Origin of the sequence: Nocardia sp. NPDC052254, assembly GCF_040679495.1 — a bacterium.
Lineage (GTDB): Bacteria > Actinomycetota > Actinomycetes > Mycobacteriales > Mycobacteriaceae > Nocardia.
This window is the reverse complement of the sequence record NZ_JBFAUW010000001.1, coordinates 56,404-71,519: the sequence shown is the minus strand read 5'-3', so window position 1 is coordinate 71,519 and position 15,116 is coordinate 56,404. Positions and strand designations below refer to the sequence as shown.

Below are 15,116 nucleotides of genomic sequence, written 5' to 3'. Positions count from 1 at the left end.
ACCCGATGATCGACATCATCACGTTGCGAGGAACCGGCGAGACACGAAACGCCGACGGATCGCCCGCGGGGCTGCTGGCCGCGGTGACCGACCTGCTACCGACCGACAGCTTCAGTTTCTTCGAACCGGACTGGCCCGCGTCGGTGGGGCCCGATCCGAATCTGTGGGGACCGTCCCTGGAAACCTCGGTCCAGCTGGGCACCGCGGCCGGTGTGCAGGCGATCCAGCAGTCGCCGAATGTCTGTGGGCTGTTGAGCTATTCGCTCGGCGGCATCTGCGCGAGCCGGATTCTCGAGGGCGTCGCGTCGGGGAAGTACACCAATACCGACGGCAGTCCGCTCGAGATCGCCTTCGCCGTGTTCCTCGCCAACCCGCTGCGCCGAGCGGGAGATTCGGTGAACAACCTGTGCCCGCCCACGACTTTCGGACTGTACGGCCAGCACGGTGGCTGGCCCGCCGGGGTCGCGACCCGCGAGTACGCGAATCCCGGCGACATCATCACCGCGTCACCCGGCGATTCGCCGCTGCGCATCATCGCCGTGGGGATCTCGCCGTTCTCGTTCGTCGAGGGCGCACGGCTGGGCAACGCGAGTTATCTGATCTTCGCCCAGCTCCTGCAATTCCTGATGCTCAACCCGCTGGCCAACCTCGCCCGGTACGCGGCAGCGATCAACGGCGTGATCGGCTACCTGACCCCCTATCCCGAGGGCCAGCACGTGCTGTATCCCGCCAAGGACATGCCGGGCACCGATGTCACCTGGACGACTGCGGCCGCGACCTTCATCACGAGCGGATTCGCCTAGACGTTGCGCGACGGCGCTTCTCACTCGGCAGGCGGCCACACCGGCGCGATGTTCCAGGGCCGGGCCGCCTCGAGCTGGGCCGCGGCCTGCAGCAGCAGATCTTCGCGTCCGAACGCGGCGACCAGCTGAACACCGACCGGCATTCCGGAACTGTCGGTTCCCAGGGGCAGCGAGATCGCCGGCTGCCCGGTCACATTGAACGGGCTGGTCAGCCCGCTGAACGACATCCCGTGCTCCCACAGCGACGCCGGGTCGGTGGTGTCGAGCAGTCCCAGCGACGGGACCACCGTGCCCAGTGTCGGGGTCAGCAGCAGATCGTGGGCGCCGAAATAGTCTCCGAGCATGGTCGCGGCCTTCTCGAGGTCGCGCAGCGCCTCGAGGTACTCCCCCGCACCGGTCCGCTCGGCGTGATCGTAGATCACACGGGTCATCGGTTCGAGATCGTCGTCGCGCAGTGCACGCCCGAGGGCGGCCAGCCGGTTGTTCACGTCCGCGGCGACCGGGACCGCCATCAGATGGTGCAGGCCGCTCATGATTTCCGCGACCGGGAAGTCGGGAGCCTCGTCGCGGACATCGTGACCGAGATCGGAGAGCACCCCGGCGATATCCCGCGCCACGGCAACACAATCCGGATGTACCTCGGCACCCGAGGGCAGTGTGGTGGCGATGCCGATCCGCAAGCGTCCGGGGTCGGTGCCCACGACATCGACGTAGGGTGCCGACGCCGCGGCGATGACATACGGATCGCCCGCGACGGGGCCCGCGGCGATGTCGAGCAACAGCGCCGAATCCCGGACGCTGCGAGTCAGCGCATGATTGACGGTCATCGGCGCCGCCAGCAGATTGCGCGCGGGGAACGCGGGCACCCGTCCCCGGCTCGGCTTGAGCCCCACCAGTCCGCAGGCCGATGCCGGGATCCGGATCGACCCACCGCCGTCACTCGCCTGACCGGCGGGCACGATACCGCTCGCGACCGCCGCCGCCGAACCGCCCGAGGAGCCACCCGCGGAATGGGTGCGGCGGCGCGGATTTCGGGTCGGCCCGGACAGCTGCGGCTCGGTACTGGCGTTCAGCCCGAACTCGGGCGCATTCGTCTTTCCGATGATCACCATACCGGCACGGCGGTACCGCGCGACCAGTTCCGAATCCGCGGTGGCCACGGCGTCGGCGAACAGCCTGGAACCGTTGGTGGTCGGCAGACCGGCGACGTCCATGTGGAGGTCCTTGATCACGAACGGGATGCCGCGCAGCGGACCCTGCGGCAGTCCGGCGGCCACCTCCCGGCGTGCCTGCTCGCCACACTCGCTGACGACCGCGTTGATCGCGGGATTGCGCTCCCGCATCCGGCCCAGGCTGAATTCGACCACGTCTCCGGCCGATACCTCGCCGTCCGCGATCGCCGCGGCCAGACCGGTCATATCGGTGTTGTCGAACAGATCCTGCATGGAAATCCCTATCGATCGCGCCGCTGCCGAAGCAATAGGGTCCGTGATACCAACGAGTGACGCGCGACCGTCGCCGGATTCCGCCCACTGGGACCGCCGGTCGGGATCGGTTGTCACCCGCGTGCTCAGGGCCGGCACCGCACGTGAATGCCGACGTCCGCGGTCATCCGGACGTCGGCGTCGGGTGGGGGCGCACCGGGGCGAGAATCGAGGGGGTGCCCGTGGTCGTGTGAAAGCCGATGGTGCACAGCGACTTCCACACGACGCCGCTACACCTTGATCGGATTGCGCCCTTCGGCCTTGGCGGCCTCTCGCGCCAGGATGCGGGCGCGCTGCTCCTCGAAACGAATGACGTCGCGGCCGAGCTTCTCGAGATATTCCGCGAGTTCCTCGCGGCTGCGCTCGCCGCGGGCGGTGAAATCGGTGCGGTCGAAGACGTTCCAGCTCCGCAGTACCGGGTTGAGGACCTCGTCGAGATGCTGGCGCAGATCGTAGATTCCGTGCTTGACCATCAGCACACCGTTGCGGCGCCAGTTCGGCATCCCGGTACCGGGCATCGCGAAACTCTTGGCGATCTTGGTGACCGATTCGATCGTCTGATCCGGCGACAGATCGAAGGCCGCGGCGGTGAGCGTGCGATAGAAGACCATGTGCAGGTTCTCGTCGGTCGCGATCCGGGCGAGCATACGGTCGGCGATCGGGTCACCGCAGACGCGGCCGGTGGCACGGTGGCTGATCCGGGTCGCCAGCTCCTGGAAGGTCACGTAGGAGACCTGGTCGAGGACGCCACCGAAATCGTCGGGCGCGTGGACGCCGCGAGTCATGTGCACCATCCGGTCGTTCTCCAGCGCCACCGGGTCCACCCCGCGGGTCACGACGAGATAGTCGCGCATGGCGATGGCGTGCCGGTTCTCCTCGGCGGTCCAGCGCCCGACCCAGGTGCCCCATGCGCCGTCGCTGGAGAAATGCTCGGAAATGGTCCGGTGATAGGAGGGCAGATTGTCCTCGGTGAGCAGATTGGTGATCATCGCTACCTTGGCCACTTCGGACAATCGGGATTGTCCGGGCTCCCAGTCGACCCCGCCCATGGCGGCGAAGTTACGGCCCTCGTCCCACGGCACGTAGTCGTGCGGATGCCATTCCTTCGCCGTCGCCAGATGCCGATCGAGGGTGGTGGCGACCACGGGCTCGAGCTCCGTGAGCAATTGCAACTGCGTCAAATCCTTTGGCATACAATTCCTTTCGAAATGTTGAACCATCGGTACACGAAACCCGCAAGGGCGCTTCGATAGCGGCGGTGCGCGGCGCCACGCTACCGGGTCGACCCCGGCGGCGGTGCCGTTCGGCTGTGTTCGGCACCCGGACGAGAGCTCGAGGTGCGCGCAACGCACCGGTCGGCGGCTCGCCGTGGACGTCATCGGTCGCACATGATGCTACGACGGCCCCGGCACGATCCCGGTGTGTCGACACCGATCCGACACCGATAACCGCTAGATTGCCCGGCGTGCCTCATCTGCGTCGAGAAGGGTCCGTGTACATCGTGCATCTGGGCGAGGAGGGGGAACGCGACACCGAGAACCGTTTCCACCCCGATTGGCTCGCCGCCCTGCACGCCATGATCGACGAAGCCGAGGCATCACAGGGTCCGGCCGCCCTGGTGACGGTGGGTGCGGGCAAGTTCTACTCGACCGGCGCGGATCTCGAATGGGGCGCCGCCAATCCCGATCACATCGACCGTTACCTCACCGAGGTCCAGGGGTTGCTCGCCCGCATTCTCACGTTGCCGATGCCGACCGTGGCCGCGGTGAACGGGCACGCCTTCGGCGCCGGGGCATTTCTCACCGCGGCCCACGACTACCGGGTCATGCGCGCCGACCGTGGATACATCTGTTTTCCCGGTGTCACTCTCGGCGCGGACTACGCGCGCGGTTCGGTCGAGCTGATGCGGTCCCGCGTGCCGGCGCACATCGCCCATCACGCACTGGTGTCCGGGCAGCGATACGGCGGCGGCGCGGCCCTGGCCGCCGATCTGGTCGACGCGATCGCCGCCGAATCCGACGTGCTGCCGTCCGCGGTGCGCTATGGCGAGCGACTCGCCCACACCCGCGGACCGGTGCTGGCGCACATCAAGTCGACCCTGCATCACGACACCGTGTCCGCGCTGACCGAATCCATCGCCGGTTACAACAACCACACCCTGGTGTCGAACTCACCGGCCGAACACCGCCCCGCCGACGCGGCGATCCGGTAGCGCCGCGGCGGAGCCGGCCCGATTCCGGCCTGTGCCGCGGCCGCGGTTTCACTGTGCGGCGGGGTGTGGGTATAGTGACCGCAGCCCATTCGGGCGGGGGAAATTTACATGTAACTCGGAGTTACATTAACTTGCTGTCACCGGCATATCGCGGTGATCAGATGTCCTCGTCAGCGTGATCGTCCGGTGACGAGGCGGCGGGACCTATGCGCGGATCGGCGAAAACCTCTGCCGCACCGCAATCACCGGCCACGAACCGGCTCGCGGCGGAGTCGGTCACCCGCAGGGCGTAGAGCTGCTGGTCCGGATCCACCGCGACGAGGCCGAAATCGAGATCGACCTCGTCGTCGGTGAGCTCCAGCGCACTCAGGGCCGCCGTCAGAGTGGCATCGGCGGACAGCCGGACGGTCAGCAACGGCATGGGTTCAGGTTACGCGCGGACGTCGGTGTTCTTCAGATCGGCGAGCACCGCCGCGGCGTCGAGGACACCGTATCCGTAGTCGTAGTCGTATCCGCCCGGTTGTGCGGCGGCGGTGCGCTGCAGTACCGCACGCAGCTGCGCGGGCGACACCTTGCTCGCCGGGTACACCGTGCGGATCGCGGCCACCAGGCCCGCCGCGACCGGGCACGCCGCCGAGGTGCCGGTGTCGGGCTCGGTGTCGCCGAACACCTTCGAGCCGAGGAAGTGGGTGTACGCGCAGATGTCGGGTTTGCGGTCGGCCAGCCGGCCGGGCCCCTGCGAGGAGTAGCCGACCCGCTGACCCTTGGTGTCCACACCGCCGATACTCAGCACGCTGGGATGCGAATTGGCGCCGCCGATCGGGCGTTCCTTGTAGGCGCAGCGTCCGTCCGGGCAGTCGCGGCCGCAGTTGCCCGCCGCGAACAAGATGTCGGCACCCGCGGATTCGAGCGAGCCGACGATCACATTGAACGGGTGCGACGGATTGTCGGAGTAGTTACCGGGCTGGCCCACCGGGAAATCCCAGTCGGGCGAGAACGAACCCCAGCTGTTGCTGACCACCAGGGCGCGGCTCGCTTCCGGCTGATCGGTGAGCACCGTGCGCAGATGCGCGAACCCCGCGAGCGCATCGGACAGCAACCCATCCATCTGCGTGCCGCCCTGCTTCTTGCTCTGCAGCACCGGAATGTCCAGCAGTACGGCCTGGGGCGCGGACAGCAGCACGTCATAGGCGCACATCGAGCCGTGTGCGACCGGGAACTGGCCAGCGGTACCGGTGACACCCGGCGGGTTCCAGCTACGGGCGGCGTCGATGTTCACCTGTCCCCCGCGAACCTCCTGTACGCGTGCGACATTGATACCGGTGTCGACGATGGCCAGCGCGACGGCCCGGCCATCCATGCCCGCGGTCCCGAGATCGCCGCTGTGCAGCAACTTCTGCACATCGCCACCGGTGCCGACGGCCTGGTCACCACCGCAGGTGAGGTTGTTCTCGATCCGGGGATCGGAGAAGACGCCCACGACGGCGGCGCTGCGACCGAGCCGCGCGAGGGTGGCATCGAGTTCGGCGTCGGCGATCTCGCCACGCACCACCACCGAATCCGCGGCGACCGCCTGGGCCGCACCGGCGGGCCCGGGCAGCGACAACGGGTTGAAGGACTGGTCGAGATCGAATCCCGGAAGCTCCCCCGTGACATCGGAGGCGGCCACCGAAACGTTCGGATCGGCTACTGCGGCAATCAGATCGGACGAGGGACGGAGTTGAATCAGTGCGCGCATACTCGCCATCCTGCCGTCCCCGGCCACAAAAATCTCGACGTTGCGGCGAACAACCTGCTAGCGACGCCGCGCGAGAGATGATGCGGCGCTCGAAGATCCGAAACGCACCAGCCCGAACCGAATCACCTGGGCCACTTCGCCCCCATTGATACCCCTGTGAAAGAAACCGAAACATGCTCTCGCACAACCATTTCTATCGGCCGCATCGGCTCGGCAACTCGGCCGCGCCCCGCGGGCACCGACGGCATCGGCGAGTACCGGCGACGGGGCGCCGGCTACCCGGCGGCAGCCCGCGATGACGAGCCCGGTGCATTCGCCGCACAGTCGTCGACTGTGCGGCGCGGCCGAAAGCACGCGGCGATATCGGCGCGGCTCATTTCTCGTTCGCCGTCTGCTGCAGGGTGACCGTGCGATCGCCGGTCCGCAGCGTCAGCGTCGCGCCGTCGAGACTCCACGACGGCTTCGCCTGCAGCAGCGCCGTCGCCCAGTCGTCGGCGCCCGCACGATCGCCCAGACACGCCATCCGGGTGCTCGCGAACGGGCCGGTGCGCATGATGCCGCCGGACAGGTCGGCCGTGCCCATCAGGGTGTTGCAGCCGGCGTTCGCGCTGATGCGGTCGGGTTCGCCGAAGGTGAGCCGTAGAGGCCCGGCGCCGGGGATCTGCGGCCCCTCGACCGTGGTCGATTCATAGCTGTGCCCCACCGGTGACGCCGATCCGGAGTCCGGTGCCGCGGCGTCGGTCCCCGCCGAGCAGGCGGCACCCGTGGCCAGCAGGGCCAGCAACGGAACGATTCGTACACTCTTGGCCACCATTCCTCGATGGTAGCGATGCCGGTCAGCTGGTCGCGTTACCCGCCTGCCAGACGTCCCACGGCACCTCCCAGTCACCGTAGGTGTCCCAGACCGGCAGCGTGGGGCCACCGGAGTTGGTGATCTCGACGACGTCGCCGATCCCGAAGTGGTCGAAGAACCACTGGGCGTTGTCCGGCGCCAGATTCACGCAGCCGTGTGAGACATTGCTGGATCCTTGCTGCCCGACCGACCACGGTGCCGAGTGCACGAACTCACCGTCGTTGGATATGCGCTCGTCCAGATCGACCGTTTCCCGGTAGTAACCGGCCTGGCCCTGGCACACACCGTAGGTACAGGAGTCCATGACGATCGAGGGCGACTTCTCCGAAATCACGTGCGGTCCCTCGTGGGACGGGAATCCGGGGGAACCGAGACTCATCGGCATCTGGTTCACCTGCGCGCCGTTGCGGAAGATCGTCAACTGTTCGGTAGCACCGTCCGCCTTCGCGACCCAGGCGTCGTGCACGGTGTAGTCGGCACTGTTGTTCTCCGCGCCGAAGACCCCGCCGCCGAGATCGACACCGAAGACGTCGGCCTCGATGTGGATCCTGGTGCCCGGCTGCCAGTACTGCGCCGGGCGGAAGTGCACATCCTTGTCGTCGACCCAGTACCAGGCGCCCGGCTGCTCCGGCGTGACCGAGATCTTCAGATGCTTCTGTGCTTCCACCTTGTCCGACACCGGCGCGGTGAACTGGAACACCATCGGCTGGCCGACCCCGATTCCGGTGTCGGCCACCACATCCGGTGCCGGGACCACATTGGCGTAGGCCTTGTGCGCGGCGTCGATCGTGTTCACGGTGAAGGTCTTGTCGGTCGCGATCTGGGCCAGATCCACCGCCTCGGCGGCGACGCGATAGCTCACCCCGTAACCGAGCGGGTCCTTGGAGGTCCAGCTGTGCCGGTCCGCGGCGTAGGCGCCGTTCACGGGCTTGCCGTCGGCATCGGTGACGGTGACCGCGGTGAGCATCCCGTCGGCGGAATTCACCACGATCGGCGCCGACGGATTGAGCGGTCCGTGATCGGCCGCGGGCACATCGATGGTGGCCGGCGCGGTGAATTCCGGGGCCTTGGCCCCCGGTGCCGACGAGGAACCACCGCCGGAGTCTCCGCAACCCGTGGCCGCGACGACGATCGCCGCCATGATCGCCGACACCACCAGTAGAGATCGACGTCCACGCACGCCATCACCGCCCTCTGCTCGCCACCCACGCATGCGCTGCGCCCACCGGAAACCACCATCTCCAGTGGACACCACGAATCCGGTTTCGCGCCGCAGCAGCAGAGTACGTGTCGGCGCCCGACTTCGCGCGCCCGGCATTCCCGGACCAGGCATTTTGTCGGATTAGCGGCATTCCGCACGGTGTGGCCGTCTCACCCCATCCGGGTGATTCCGGGATCGCGGCGACGGCCGACAGTTGGGGTGAACCGCGGATCGCCAGGAAGGTATCCGATGTCGAGAACAGGCCTGCGATGGAAAAGCGTGCCGGTCACGGTCGGACGCTATGTGCGCAGTGCGCCGGGGACCTACATCTGGCTGGCCATCCTGCTGGTGTCCACCGTGGTGGTGCGGCACCTGTCGCCGCAGGACGCGCAGATCCTGCTCGGCAACCGGTCGACCAATCTGCACCACCTGCGAGAGGATCCGTTCCGGGTGCTGGTCACCAGCGCCTTCTGGCTCGCGGGCGGCGGCTGGCTCGGGTACGCGGTCACCTACAGCATCTTCCACGCTCAGGCCGAGCGCTGGCTGGGAACGCTGCGCTGGCTGATCGTGCTGGTGATCGCCCATGTGGGCGCGACCTACATCAGCGAAGGCGTGCTCTACTGGGCCATCCGTCACGGGTACGCACCGCCATCGGCGGTGAACACTCTCGATTACGGGGTGAGTTATGCCCTCGCGGGTGTGGTGGCGGTGCTGGTGTACCGGATCGCGTCGCCGTGGCGCTACCTCTATCTCGTCGGGGTGATCGTCTTCTACGCGATTCCGGTGTTCTCGAACCGAACCTTCACCGACATCGGCCATTTCAGCGCGATGACGCTCGGGTTCGCCTGCTATCCACTGACCCGAGGTCGGCCGGGGCCATGGGATCCGGTGGCCGCGTTGCGCGCGATCGCCGGATCCGTGCGACATCGGTCATGACATCGCCGCGCGATGTCCGCGACAAGGATTGGATTCAGCCCGATCCAGAGTGCTGACCGCGCATCGAGATTCGCCTAGCGTGACATTCCGCCCATCCAGAGCGATCGAGAGACCCGGCTCGCCGACGTCGCAGCAACCCCCTGCGGGGTGTGGGTGCTACCGCCGGGACCGATGGAGGAAATATCATGGTACGCACCGTTTTTCACGTCCACCGGAACGATCCGATGGTCGCGCCGCTGCTCGCCGGACTGGCCATCGAATACAGCGGCCGCTACGGCGGCAGCGCCGGTGCGGTGCACGCGGATCTGGTGAACCACCCGGCCGCCGATTTCGCGGCCCCGCACGGTGATCTGCTGGTGGTCGTCGAGGACGGCGAACCCGTCGCGGGCGGGGCGTTCCGACGCCACGACGAACGGACCGCCGAGCTCGAGCGCATCTGGACCGCGCCCGAACACCGCCGCCGCGGGCTGGCGAGTCTCGTCCTCGCCGAACTCGAGGCCGAGGCGCTGCGCCGCGGCTATCGCCGGATCCTCCTCACCACCGGCCCACGGCAACCGGAAGCGGTCGCCCTGTCCCGCCGCGCCGGATACACCGCCCTCGAGCCGGCGGTGTCGTCGCCGTCCGGACCGCTCGTGCACGCGTTCGAGAAGTACCCGACACGCTCGGCCGCAATACCGCTGCGCCGCAGCCGGTTCGGGCGCGACGGTGGGTACGGCCCGGCCCGTTCCGGATTGCGGTATCGGCCGATACCCAGCGGGCCCGTTCCCGCCTGAAATTCCTGCTGCCGACGCCGACCCACCGGCCCGGGTCGCGGCGCCGGCCGCCCGCCGTATCGATCCTCTCGGAGTCACCGAATGAAACGAATCCTCTCGCTGGCGAGCGCGGTCACCGCGACGCTGGCGATCGCCGCCTGCACACCCGCCTCCGGCGGTGGCGATGCCGGTCCACCGCAGCCGGGAGGCACCCTGCGTTACGGACTGTCCCAGGCTCCGACCTGCTCGGACCCGGCCCAGGCCGGCACCAACCAGACCCTCTACGTGACTCGGCAGATCGTGGACTCGCTCACCGATCAGAACCCGGCGACCGGCGAGATCACACCGTGGCTGGCCACCAGCTGGCAGGTGAGCCCGGACGCGAAGAGCTTCACATTCCATCTACGGCCGGATGTCACCTTCAGCGACGGCACGCCGCTGACCGCCACCTCCGTGCAGAAGAACTTCGACGCCATCGCCCACACCCTCACCACGGCGAAAGCGCCGCTGGGGGCCAGTTATCTGGCCGGCTACGCGGGCACCACGGTGATCGATCCCCTCACCGCCGACATTCGCTTCGACGCGCCGAATGCCCAATTCCTGCAGGCGTCCTCGACGCCACAGCTGGGCATTCTCGCCGATGTCACCACGGCGAAACCGGCCGAACAGCGCTGCCTCGGCGACGATATCGGCAGCGGCCCGTTCGTCTACGCGGGATACCGGCAGGACATCTCCGCGACCCTGGCCAGACGTCCCGGTTACCGATGGGGTTCGGCGGTCTTCGCACACCCTGGTGAGGCGTATCTGGATCGCATCGAATTCACGGTGGTTCCCGAGGCCGGCGTACGTACCGGAAGCCTGTCGTCGAATCAGCTCGATGCCGTCAGTGACGCACTGCCACAGGATGTTCCGCAGCTCGAGGCGACCGGCGCCGAGGTGCAGTTCGCCTCGAATCCGGGCGTCCCGTTCGGACTGCAGCCGAATCTGAGCCGGGCACCGCTGTCGGACGCCGCGGTGCGCCAAGCCCTGTTGCACGGAATCGACCGCACACAGCTGGTGGATACGGTCCTGGGACCACAGTTCCTGCCGGCGACCGGAGCACTCGCCTCGAAAACGCCCGGATACGTGGATCTTTCGAACTCGATCGGCTACGACCCGGAGCAGGCCCGCCACCTCCTCGACAACGCCGGATGGGCGCCCGGCGGCGACGGTATCCGCGTGAAGGACGGGCGTCGACTGTCGTTCGGCGTGCTGTTCAGCACCGCGTTCGCCGCCAATCGGGCAACGCTCGAACTGGTCCAGCAGCAACTACGCTCCATCGGGGTGGATCTGCGGCTCGAACTCGCGGCCGCGGGGGAATACACGGCGCGGCAGAATGCCGGAGATTTCGACACCACCTACTACAACACCACTCGCGCGGACGGCGACATCCTGCGCACCACCTTCGGCCGGGGCCAGCGGAATCTCAACCAGCGCGAGCCCATCGCAGCACTGGATCGAGCGCTCGCCGACCAACTCTCGACCACCGATCCGGCGGCGCGCGGCGCACTCGTCGCCGCGGCCCAGCGGTCGGTGATCGACAACGGGCTGTGGCTGCCGACCATCGAACTGTCGCAAGCGATCGGACGCTCGGCCGCCGTGCACGACCTGAGGTTCGAGGCCTCGGCGCGGCTGCAGTTCCACGACACCTGGCTGAGTACCCGATGAATCCGCTGACCCGGTATGTGATCGTGCGCGTCCTGCAGGCCGCCGGAGTGCTGTGGGCGGCCTTCACCGTCTCCTTCGCGGTGCTGTTCCTGCTGCCGTCGGATCCGGTACAGATGGCCGTCGACGCGGATCCGGGCGCGGTCCCCGACCCGGCCGCGATCGCCGAGTTGAAGGCCAGGTACGGGCTGGATCGCTCGGTGCCGGAACAGTATTGGACCGCGCTCACCCACGCCGTGCGGGGCGACCTCGGCCACTCGCTGAACACCGGGCAACCGGTGACGGGCGCACTGGCACAGTCGATTCCCGCCACGCTGGCGCTGGCCGGGCTCGCCCTGCTGCTGGCGATCGTGCTCGGCGGCGCACTGGCCCTGGCCGCGTCCTACACCCGGCGGCCGTGGTTACGGAATCTGCTGACGGCGCTGCCGCCGATCGGCGCGGCGATGCCCACCTTCTGGGTGGGACTTCTCCTGCTGCAGTTGTTCTCGTTCCGGCTGCGGCTCGTGCCCGCGTTCGGCGGGACCGGATTGCCCGCGACGATCCTGCCCGCGGTCACCCTCGCCGTTCCGGTGGGCGCGGTCATCGCACAGGTGTTGTACAGCGGTCTGGCCGCCACCTGGCGCCAGCCGTTCGTCGAGGTCGCCTTCGCCAAGGGCGCCTCGCGGGCCTGGGTGCAACGACACCATGTGCTGCGCGCCGCGGCCGGACCGGCGTTCACCGTGGCGGGCATGTGGGTGGGTACCGTCCTGGCGGGATCGGTGGTCGTCGAGACGGTGTTCTCGCGTGCCGGACTGGGGCGGCTCACCCAGAACGCGGTACTGCACCAGGACATTCCGGTGGTGCAGGGCATCGTGCTGGTCGCCGCGCTGGCGTTCGTGGTGGTGAACCTGGTGGTCGATCTGAGCTATCCGCTGCTCGACCCCCGCGTCGCGGGCGTCCGCGTGACGGTGGGCGCGGATGTCTGAGACATCGCCCCTGCTGCGGTTCGGCGGCGCCGCCCTGCGCACGACGGCGTCGCCGAAGCGCCTGCGGGCCATCGCAGGCCCCGCGCTGTCGATCGTCGTGATCGCGATCGTTCTCGGATGGGCCTTCGTCCCTTCACTTTTCGCCGGCGCGGACCCGCGGACGACGGTCCCGGCCGAGAAGTTCCGCGGGCCCAGCCCGCAGCACTGGTTCGGCACCGACAATCTGGGCCGCGACATGTACACCCGGATGGTGCACGGTGCCACCGCGACCTTGTCGGCGACCGTCCTCGCCGTCGCGCTGGGACTCGTCGTCGGCTCGGCGATCGGACTCGTGTGCGGCACCGCGGGCGGAATTCTGGACACGGTGGTGATGCGCGGTGTCGATGTGCTGCTTGCCATTCCGGAGCTGCTGTCGGCGCTGGTGCTCATCACGGTACTGGGGCCGGGCACCCGCAACGTCGCGGTCGCGGTCGGCGTGGCGCTGGTCGCCCGCTTCGCCCGGGTGATGCGCGCGGAAGTGCTGCGGGTCAGGCGTGCGCCCTATGTGGAGGCCGCTTTCGCCTCGGGTGTGCGCTGGCACACCGTGGTGCTGCGGCACATCCTGCGCACCGCCTACCCGCCCGTCGTCGCGCTGGCGGCGGTCGAATTCGGTGTGGCGGTGCTGGCGATCTCGTCGCTGAGTTTTCTCGGTTACGGTGCGGCACCGCCCAGCCCCGAGTGGGGTTCGCTGATTTCGGAGGGCCGCGACTATCTCGTGCTCGCCTGGTGGATGACCACCCTGCCGGGTCTGGTGATCGTCGCGGTGGTGCTGGCCGCGCAACGCCTCGGACGGACGATCGGGAGCAACGATGAACGGTGAGATGTTACTGCGGGTCACGGATCTGCGGGTGCGCTACGGCGCGGACGAGCGCACCGCGGCCGTCGCGGGGGTGAGCCTCGAGATCGCGCGTGGCGAGACGGTGGCCCTGGTCGGTGAATCCGGTTCGGGCAAGTCCACTCTCGCGCACGCGATCATCGGTCTGCTGCCGGCGTCGGCGACGGTCGCGGCGGGCGCCGTCGACTTCGACGGCCACCGGCTCGACACCGCATCCGGCCCCACTCTGCGCGCGATTCGCGGTGCGCGCATCGGGCTGGTGCCGCAGGATCCCGGTACCTCACTGAATCCGGTGCGGCGCATCGGCGATCAGGTGGCCGAGGTGCTGCGAATCCATCGGCGGGCCGATCGCCGCTCCGCACGATCGGCCACTCTGCGCCTGCTCACCGAGGCGGGGCTGGACCGGCCGGAGCTGCGGGCCCGGCAGTATCCGCAGGACCTGTCCGGCGGACAGCGCCAGCGGGTACTGATCGCCATCGCCTTGGCCTGCGCCCCCGACCTGGTGATCGCCGACGAGCCGACCAGCGCCCTGGACGTCACCGTGCAGCGCCGCATTCTCGACCATCTGGCCACCCGTACGGCACAGCTGGGCACCGCGGTCCTGCTGATCACCCACGACCTCGCCGTGGCCGCCGAACGGGCCGACCGGATCGTGGTGCTGCGTCACGGCCGAATTGTCGAAACCGGCACCACCGCAACCGTTCTCACCGATCCGCGACACGACTACACCGCACAGCTGCTCGCCGCCGCACCCGATGCCGCCACCCCGCTGCGACCCGCGCGAGCGCGGACGGACCGGCCACTGCTGGTCGCGACCGGGCTGCGCAAGAGCTTCCGGATCGCGCGCGGTGTCCGCACCGACGCGGTCGACGGTGTTTCGCTGGATCTCGATCGTGGCGAAACACTGGCCGTGGTCGGCGAATCCGGCTCGGGTAAGACCACCACCGCCCGCATGCTGGCCCGGCTCACCGCCCCGGACGCGGGCACGATCGAATTCGACGGATACGACGTCGCGGGGCTGCGCGGTGCGCGACTGCGAGAGTTCCGGCGACGGGTCCAGGTCGTCCACCAGAACCCGGATGCCTCCTTGAATCCGGTGCTGAGCGTTGCCAAGATCATCGGAGAACCGCTGCAGGCCAACGGTGTCGGCCGGGACGTGCGCCGGGAGCGGGTCCGCGAGTTGCTGAGCCGGGTGGCGCTGGCCGGCGAGTTGGCAGATCGGCGCCCGGCCGAGCTGTCGGGCGGGCAACGGCAGCGGGTGGCGATCGCACGCGCGCTGGCGTTGCGGCCGCAGGTACTCGTTCTCGACGAGCCGGTGTCGGCGCTCGATGTCGCGGTGCAGGCTCGGATTCTGGCCCTGCTGGACCGGCTGCAAACCGAACTCGGCCTGGGCTATCTGTTCATCTCCCACGATCTTGCCGTGGTTCGCCGGGTCGCCGATCGGGTGGCGGTGATGCGGCAGGGCCGGATAGTCGAAATTGCTTCCGCGGCAGCGCTTTTCGGGCAGCCTGGGCACGAGTACACCCGAGAGCTGCTGGCAGCGATACCGGGCACCGCGGCGGGCCGAGGCCCGGTCGAACGATCCGCGTGAGGT

At 68.5% G+C, this 15,116-nt stretch carries 13 protein-coding genes, 1 pseudogene and 1 riboswitch; of the genes and pseudogenes, 8 read left to right on the top strand and 6 right to left on the bottom strand.

Translation table 11 applies throughout. The features are described from left to right. Positions 1-5 precede the first annotated feature (5 nt). Positions 6-803, top strand: a complete 798-nt coding sequence (locus AB0L57_RS00340) for a hypothetical protein (protein WP_364954686.1) — start codon at positions 6-8, stop codon at positions 801-803. Positions 804-823: 20 nt separating this feature from the next. Here AB0L57_RS00340 and AB0L57_RS00335 read toward each other — a convergent pair whose 3' ends face one another. Both AB0L57_RS00335 and AB0L57_RS00330 read right to left on the bottom strand, forming a co-directional pair. Then, complete coding sequence (locus AB0L57_RS00335) at positions 824-2,248, bottom strand: amidase (RefSeq protein WP_364954683.1); 1,425 nt, start codon at positions 2,246-2,248, stop codon at positions 824-826. Between the two features lie 269 nt (positions 2,249-2,517). Continuing rightward, the gene (locus tag AB0L57_RS00330; protein WP_364954681.1) at positions 2,518-3,480 is read right to left on the bottom strand and encodes an acyl-ACP desaturase; all 963 of its coding nucleotides are present in this window, start codon (positions 3,478-3,480) and stop codon (positions 2,518-2,520) included. A gap of 299 nt (positions 3,481-3,779) precedes the next feature. On the opposite strand from AB0L57_RS00330, the gene AB0L57_RS00325 reads away from it, so the two are divergent. Further along, positions 3,780-4,499, top strand: a complete 720-nt coding sequence (locus AB0L57_RS00325) for an enoyl-CoA hydratase/isomerase family protein (RefSeq protein WP_364954679.1) — start codon at positions 3,780-3,782, stop codon at positions 4,497-4,499. A 157-nt stretch (positions 4,500-4,656) separates the two neighbouring features. Here AB0L57_RS00325 and AB0L57_RS00320 read toward each other — a convergent pair whose 3' ends face one another. The 4 genes from AB0L57_RS00320 to AB0L57_RS00305 form a co-directional block, all read right to left on the bottom strand. Beyond that, complete coding sequence (locus tag AB0L57_RS00320) at positions 4,657-4,920, bottom strand: hypothetical protein (RefSeq protein ID WP_364954676.1); 264 nt, start codon at positions 4,918-4,920, stop codon at positions 4,657-4,659. 9 nt (positions 4,921-4,929) lie between these two features. Continuing rightward, positions 4,930-6,237, bottom strand: coding sequence for a S8 family serine peptidase (locus AB0L57_RS00315; protein ID WP_364954674.1), 1,308 nt, complete (start codon positions 6,235-6,237; stop codon positions 4,930-4,932). A gap of 373 nt (positions 6,238-6,610) precedes the next feature. Then, the gene (locus AB0L57_RS00310; protein WP_364954671.1) at positions 6,611-7,051 is read right to left on the bottom strand and encodes an META domain-containing protein; all 441 of its coding nucleotides are present in this window, start codon (positions 7,049-7,051) and stop codon (positions 6,611-6,613) included. Positions 7,052-7,073: 22 nt separating this feature from the next. After that, a complete protein-coding gene (locus AB0L57_RS00305; protein WP_364954669.1) occupies positions 7,074-8,270 on the bottom strand; it encodes an Ig-like domain-containing protein in 1,197 nt (398 codons plus the stop codon). Between the two features lie 270 nt (positions 8,271-8,540). Here AB0L57_RS00305 and AB0L57_RS00300 point away from each other — a divergent pair, with 270 nt between their 5' ends. From AB0L57_RS00300 to AB0L57_RS00275, 6 genes and pseudogenes are all read left to right on the top strand, one after another. Next, positions 8,541-9,227, top strand: a complete 687-nt coding sequence (locus AB0L57_RS00300) for a rhomboid-like protein (RefSeq protein ID WP_364954666.1) — start codon at positions 8,541-8,543, stop codon at positions 9,225-9,227. A gap of 88 nt (positions 9,228-9,315) precedes the next feature. After that, positions 9,316-9,405: riboswitch (SAM riboswitch) on the top strand. Positions 9,406-9,412: 7 nt separating this feature from the next. After that, a pseudogene (locus tag AB0L57_RS00295) lies at positions 9,413-9,817 on the top strand (GNAT family N-acetyltransferase); the annotation flags it as partial. Between the two features lie 264 nt (positions 9,818-10,081). Continuing rightward, on the top strand, positions 10,082-11,686 hold the full coding sequence (locus AB0L57_RS00290; RefSeq protein ID WP_364954663.1) for an ABC transporter substrate-binding protein: 1,605 nt from the start codon (positions 10,082-10,084) through the stop codon (positions 11,684-11,686). 5 nt (positions 11,687-11,691) lie between these two features. Beyond that, positions 11,692-12,648: an ABC transporter permease gene (locus AB0L57_RS00285; RefSeq protein ID WP_364957193.1), complete on the top strand. Its 957-nt coding sequence runs from the start codon at positions 11,692-11,694 to the stop codon at positions 12,646-12,648. After that, entirely contained in the window at positions 12,641-13,507 is an 867-nt protein-coding gene (locus tag AB0L57_RS00280; RefSeq protein WP_364954660.1) for an ABC transporter permease, read from the top strand. Before AB0L57_RS00285 ends, AB0L57_RS00280 begins: the two co-directional genes overlap by 8 nt. Further along, complete coding sequence (locus tag AB0L57_RS00275; RefSeq protein WP_364954658.1) at positions 13,497-15,113, top strand: ABC transporter ATP-binding protein; 1,617 nt, start codon at positions 13,497-13,499, stop codon at positions 15,111-15,113. The genes AB0L57_RS00280 and AB0L57_RS00275 overlap by 11 nt, the downstream gene beginning before the upstream one ends. Positions 15,114-15,116 lie beyond the last annotated feature (3 nt).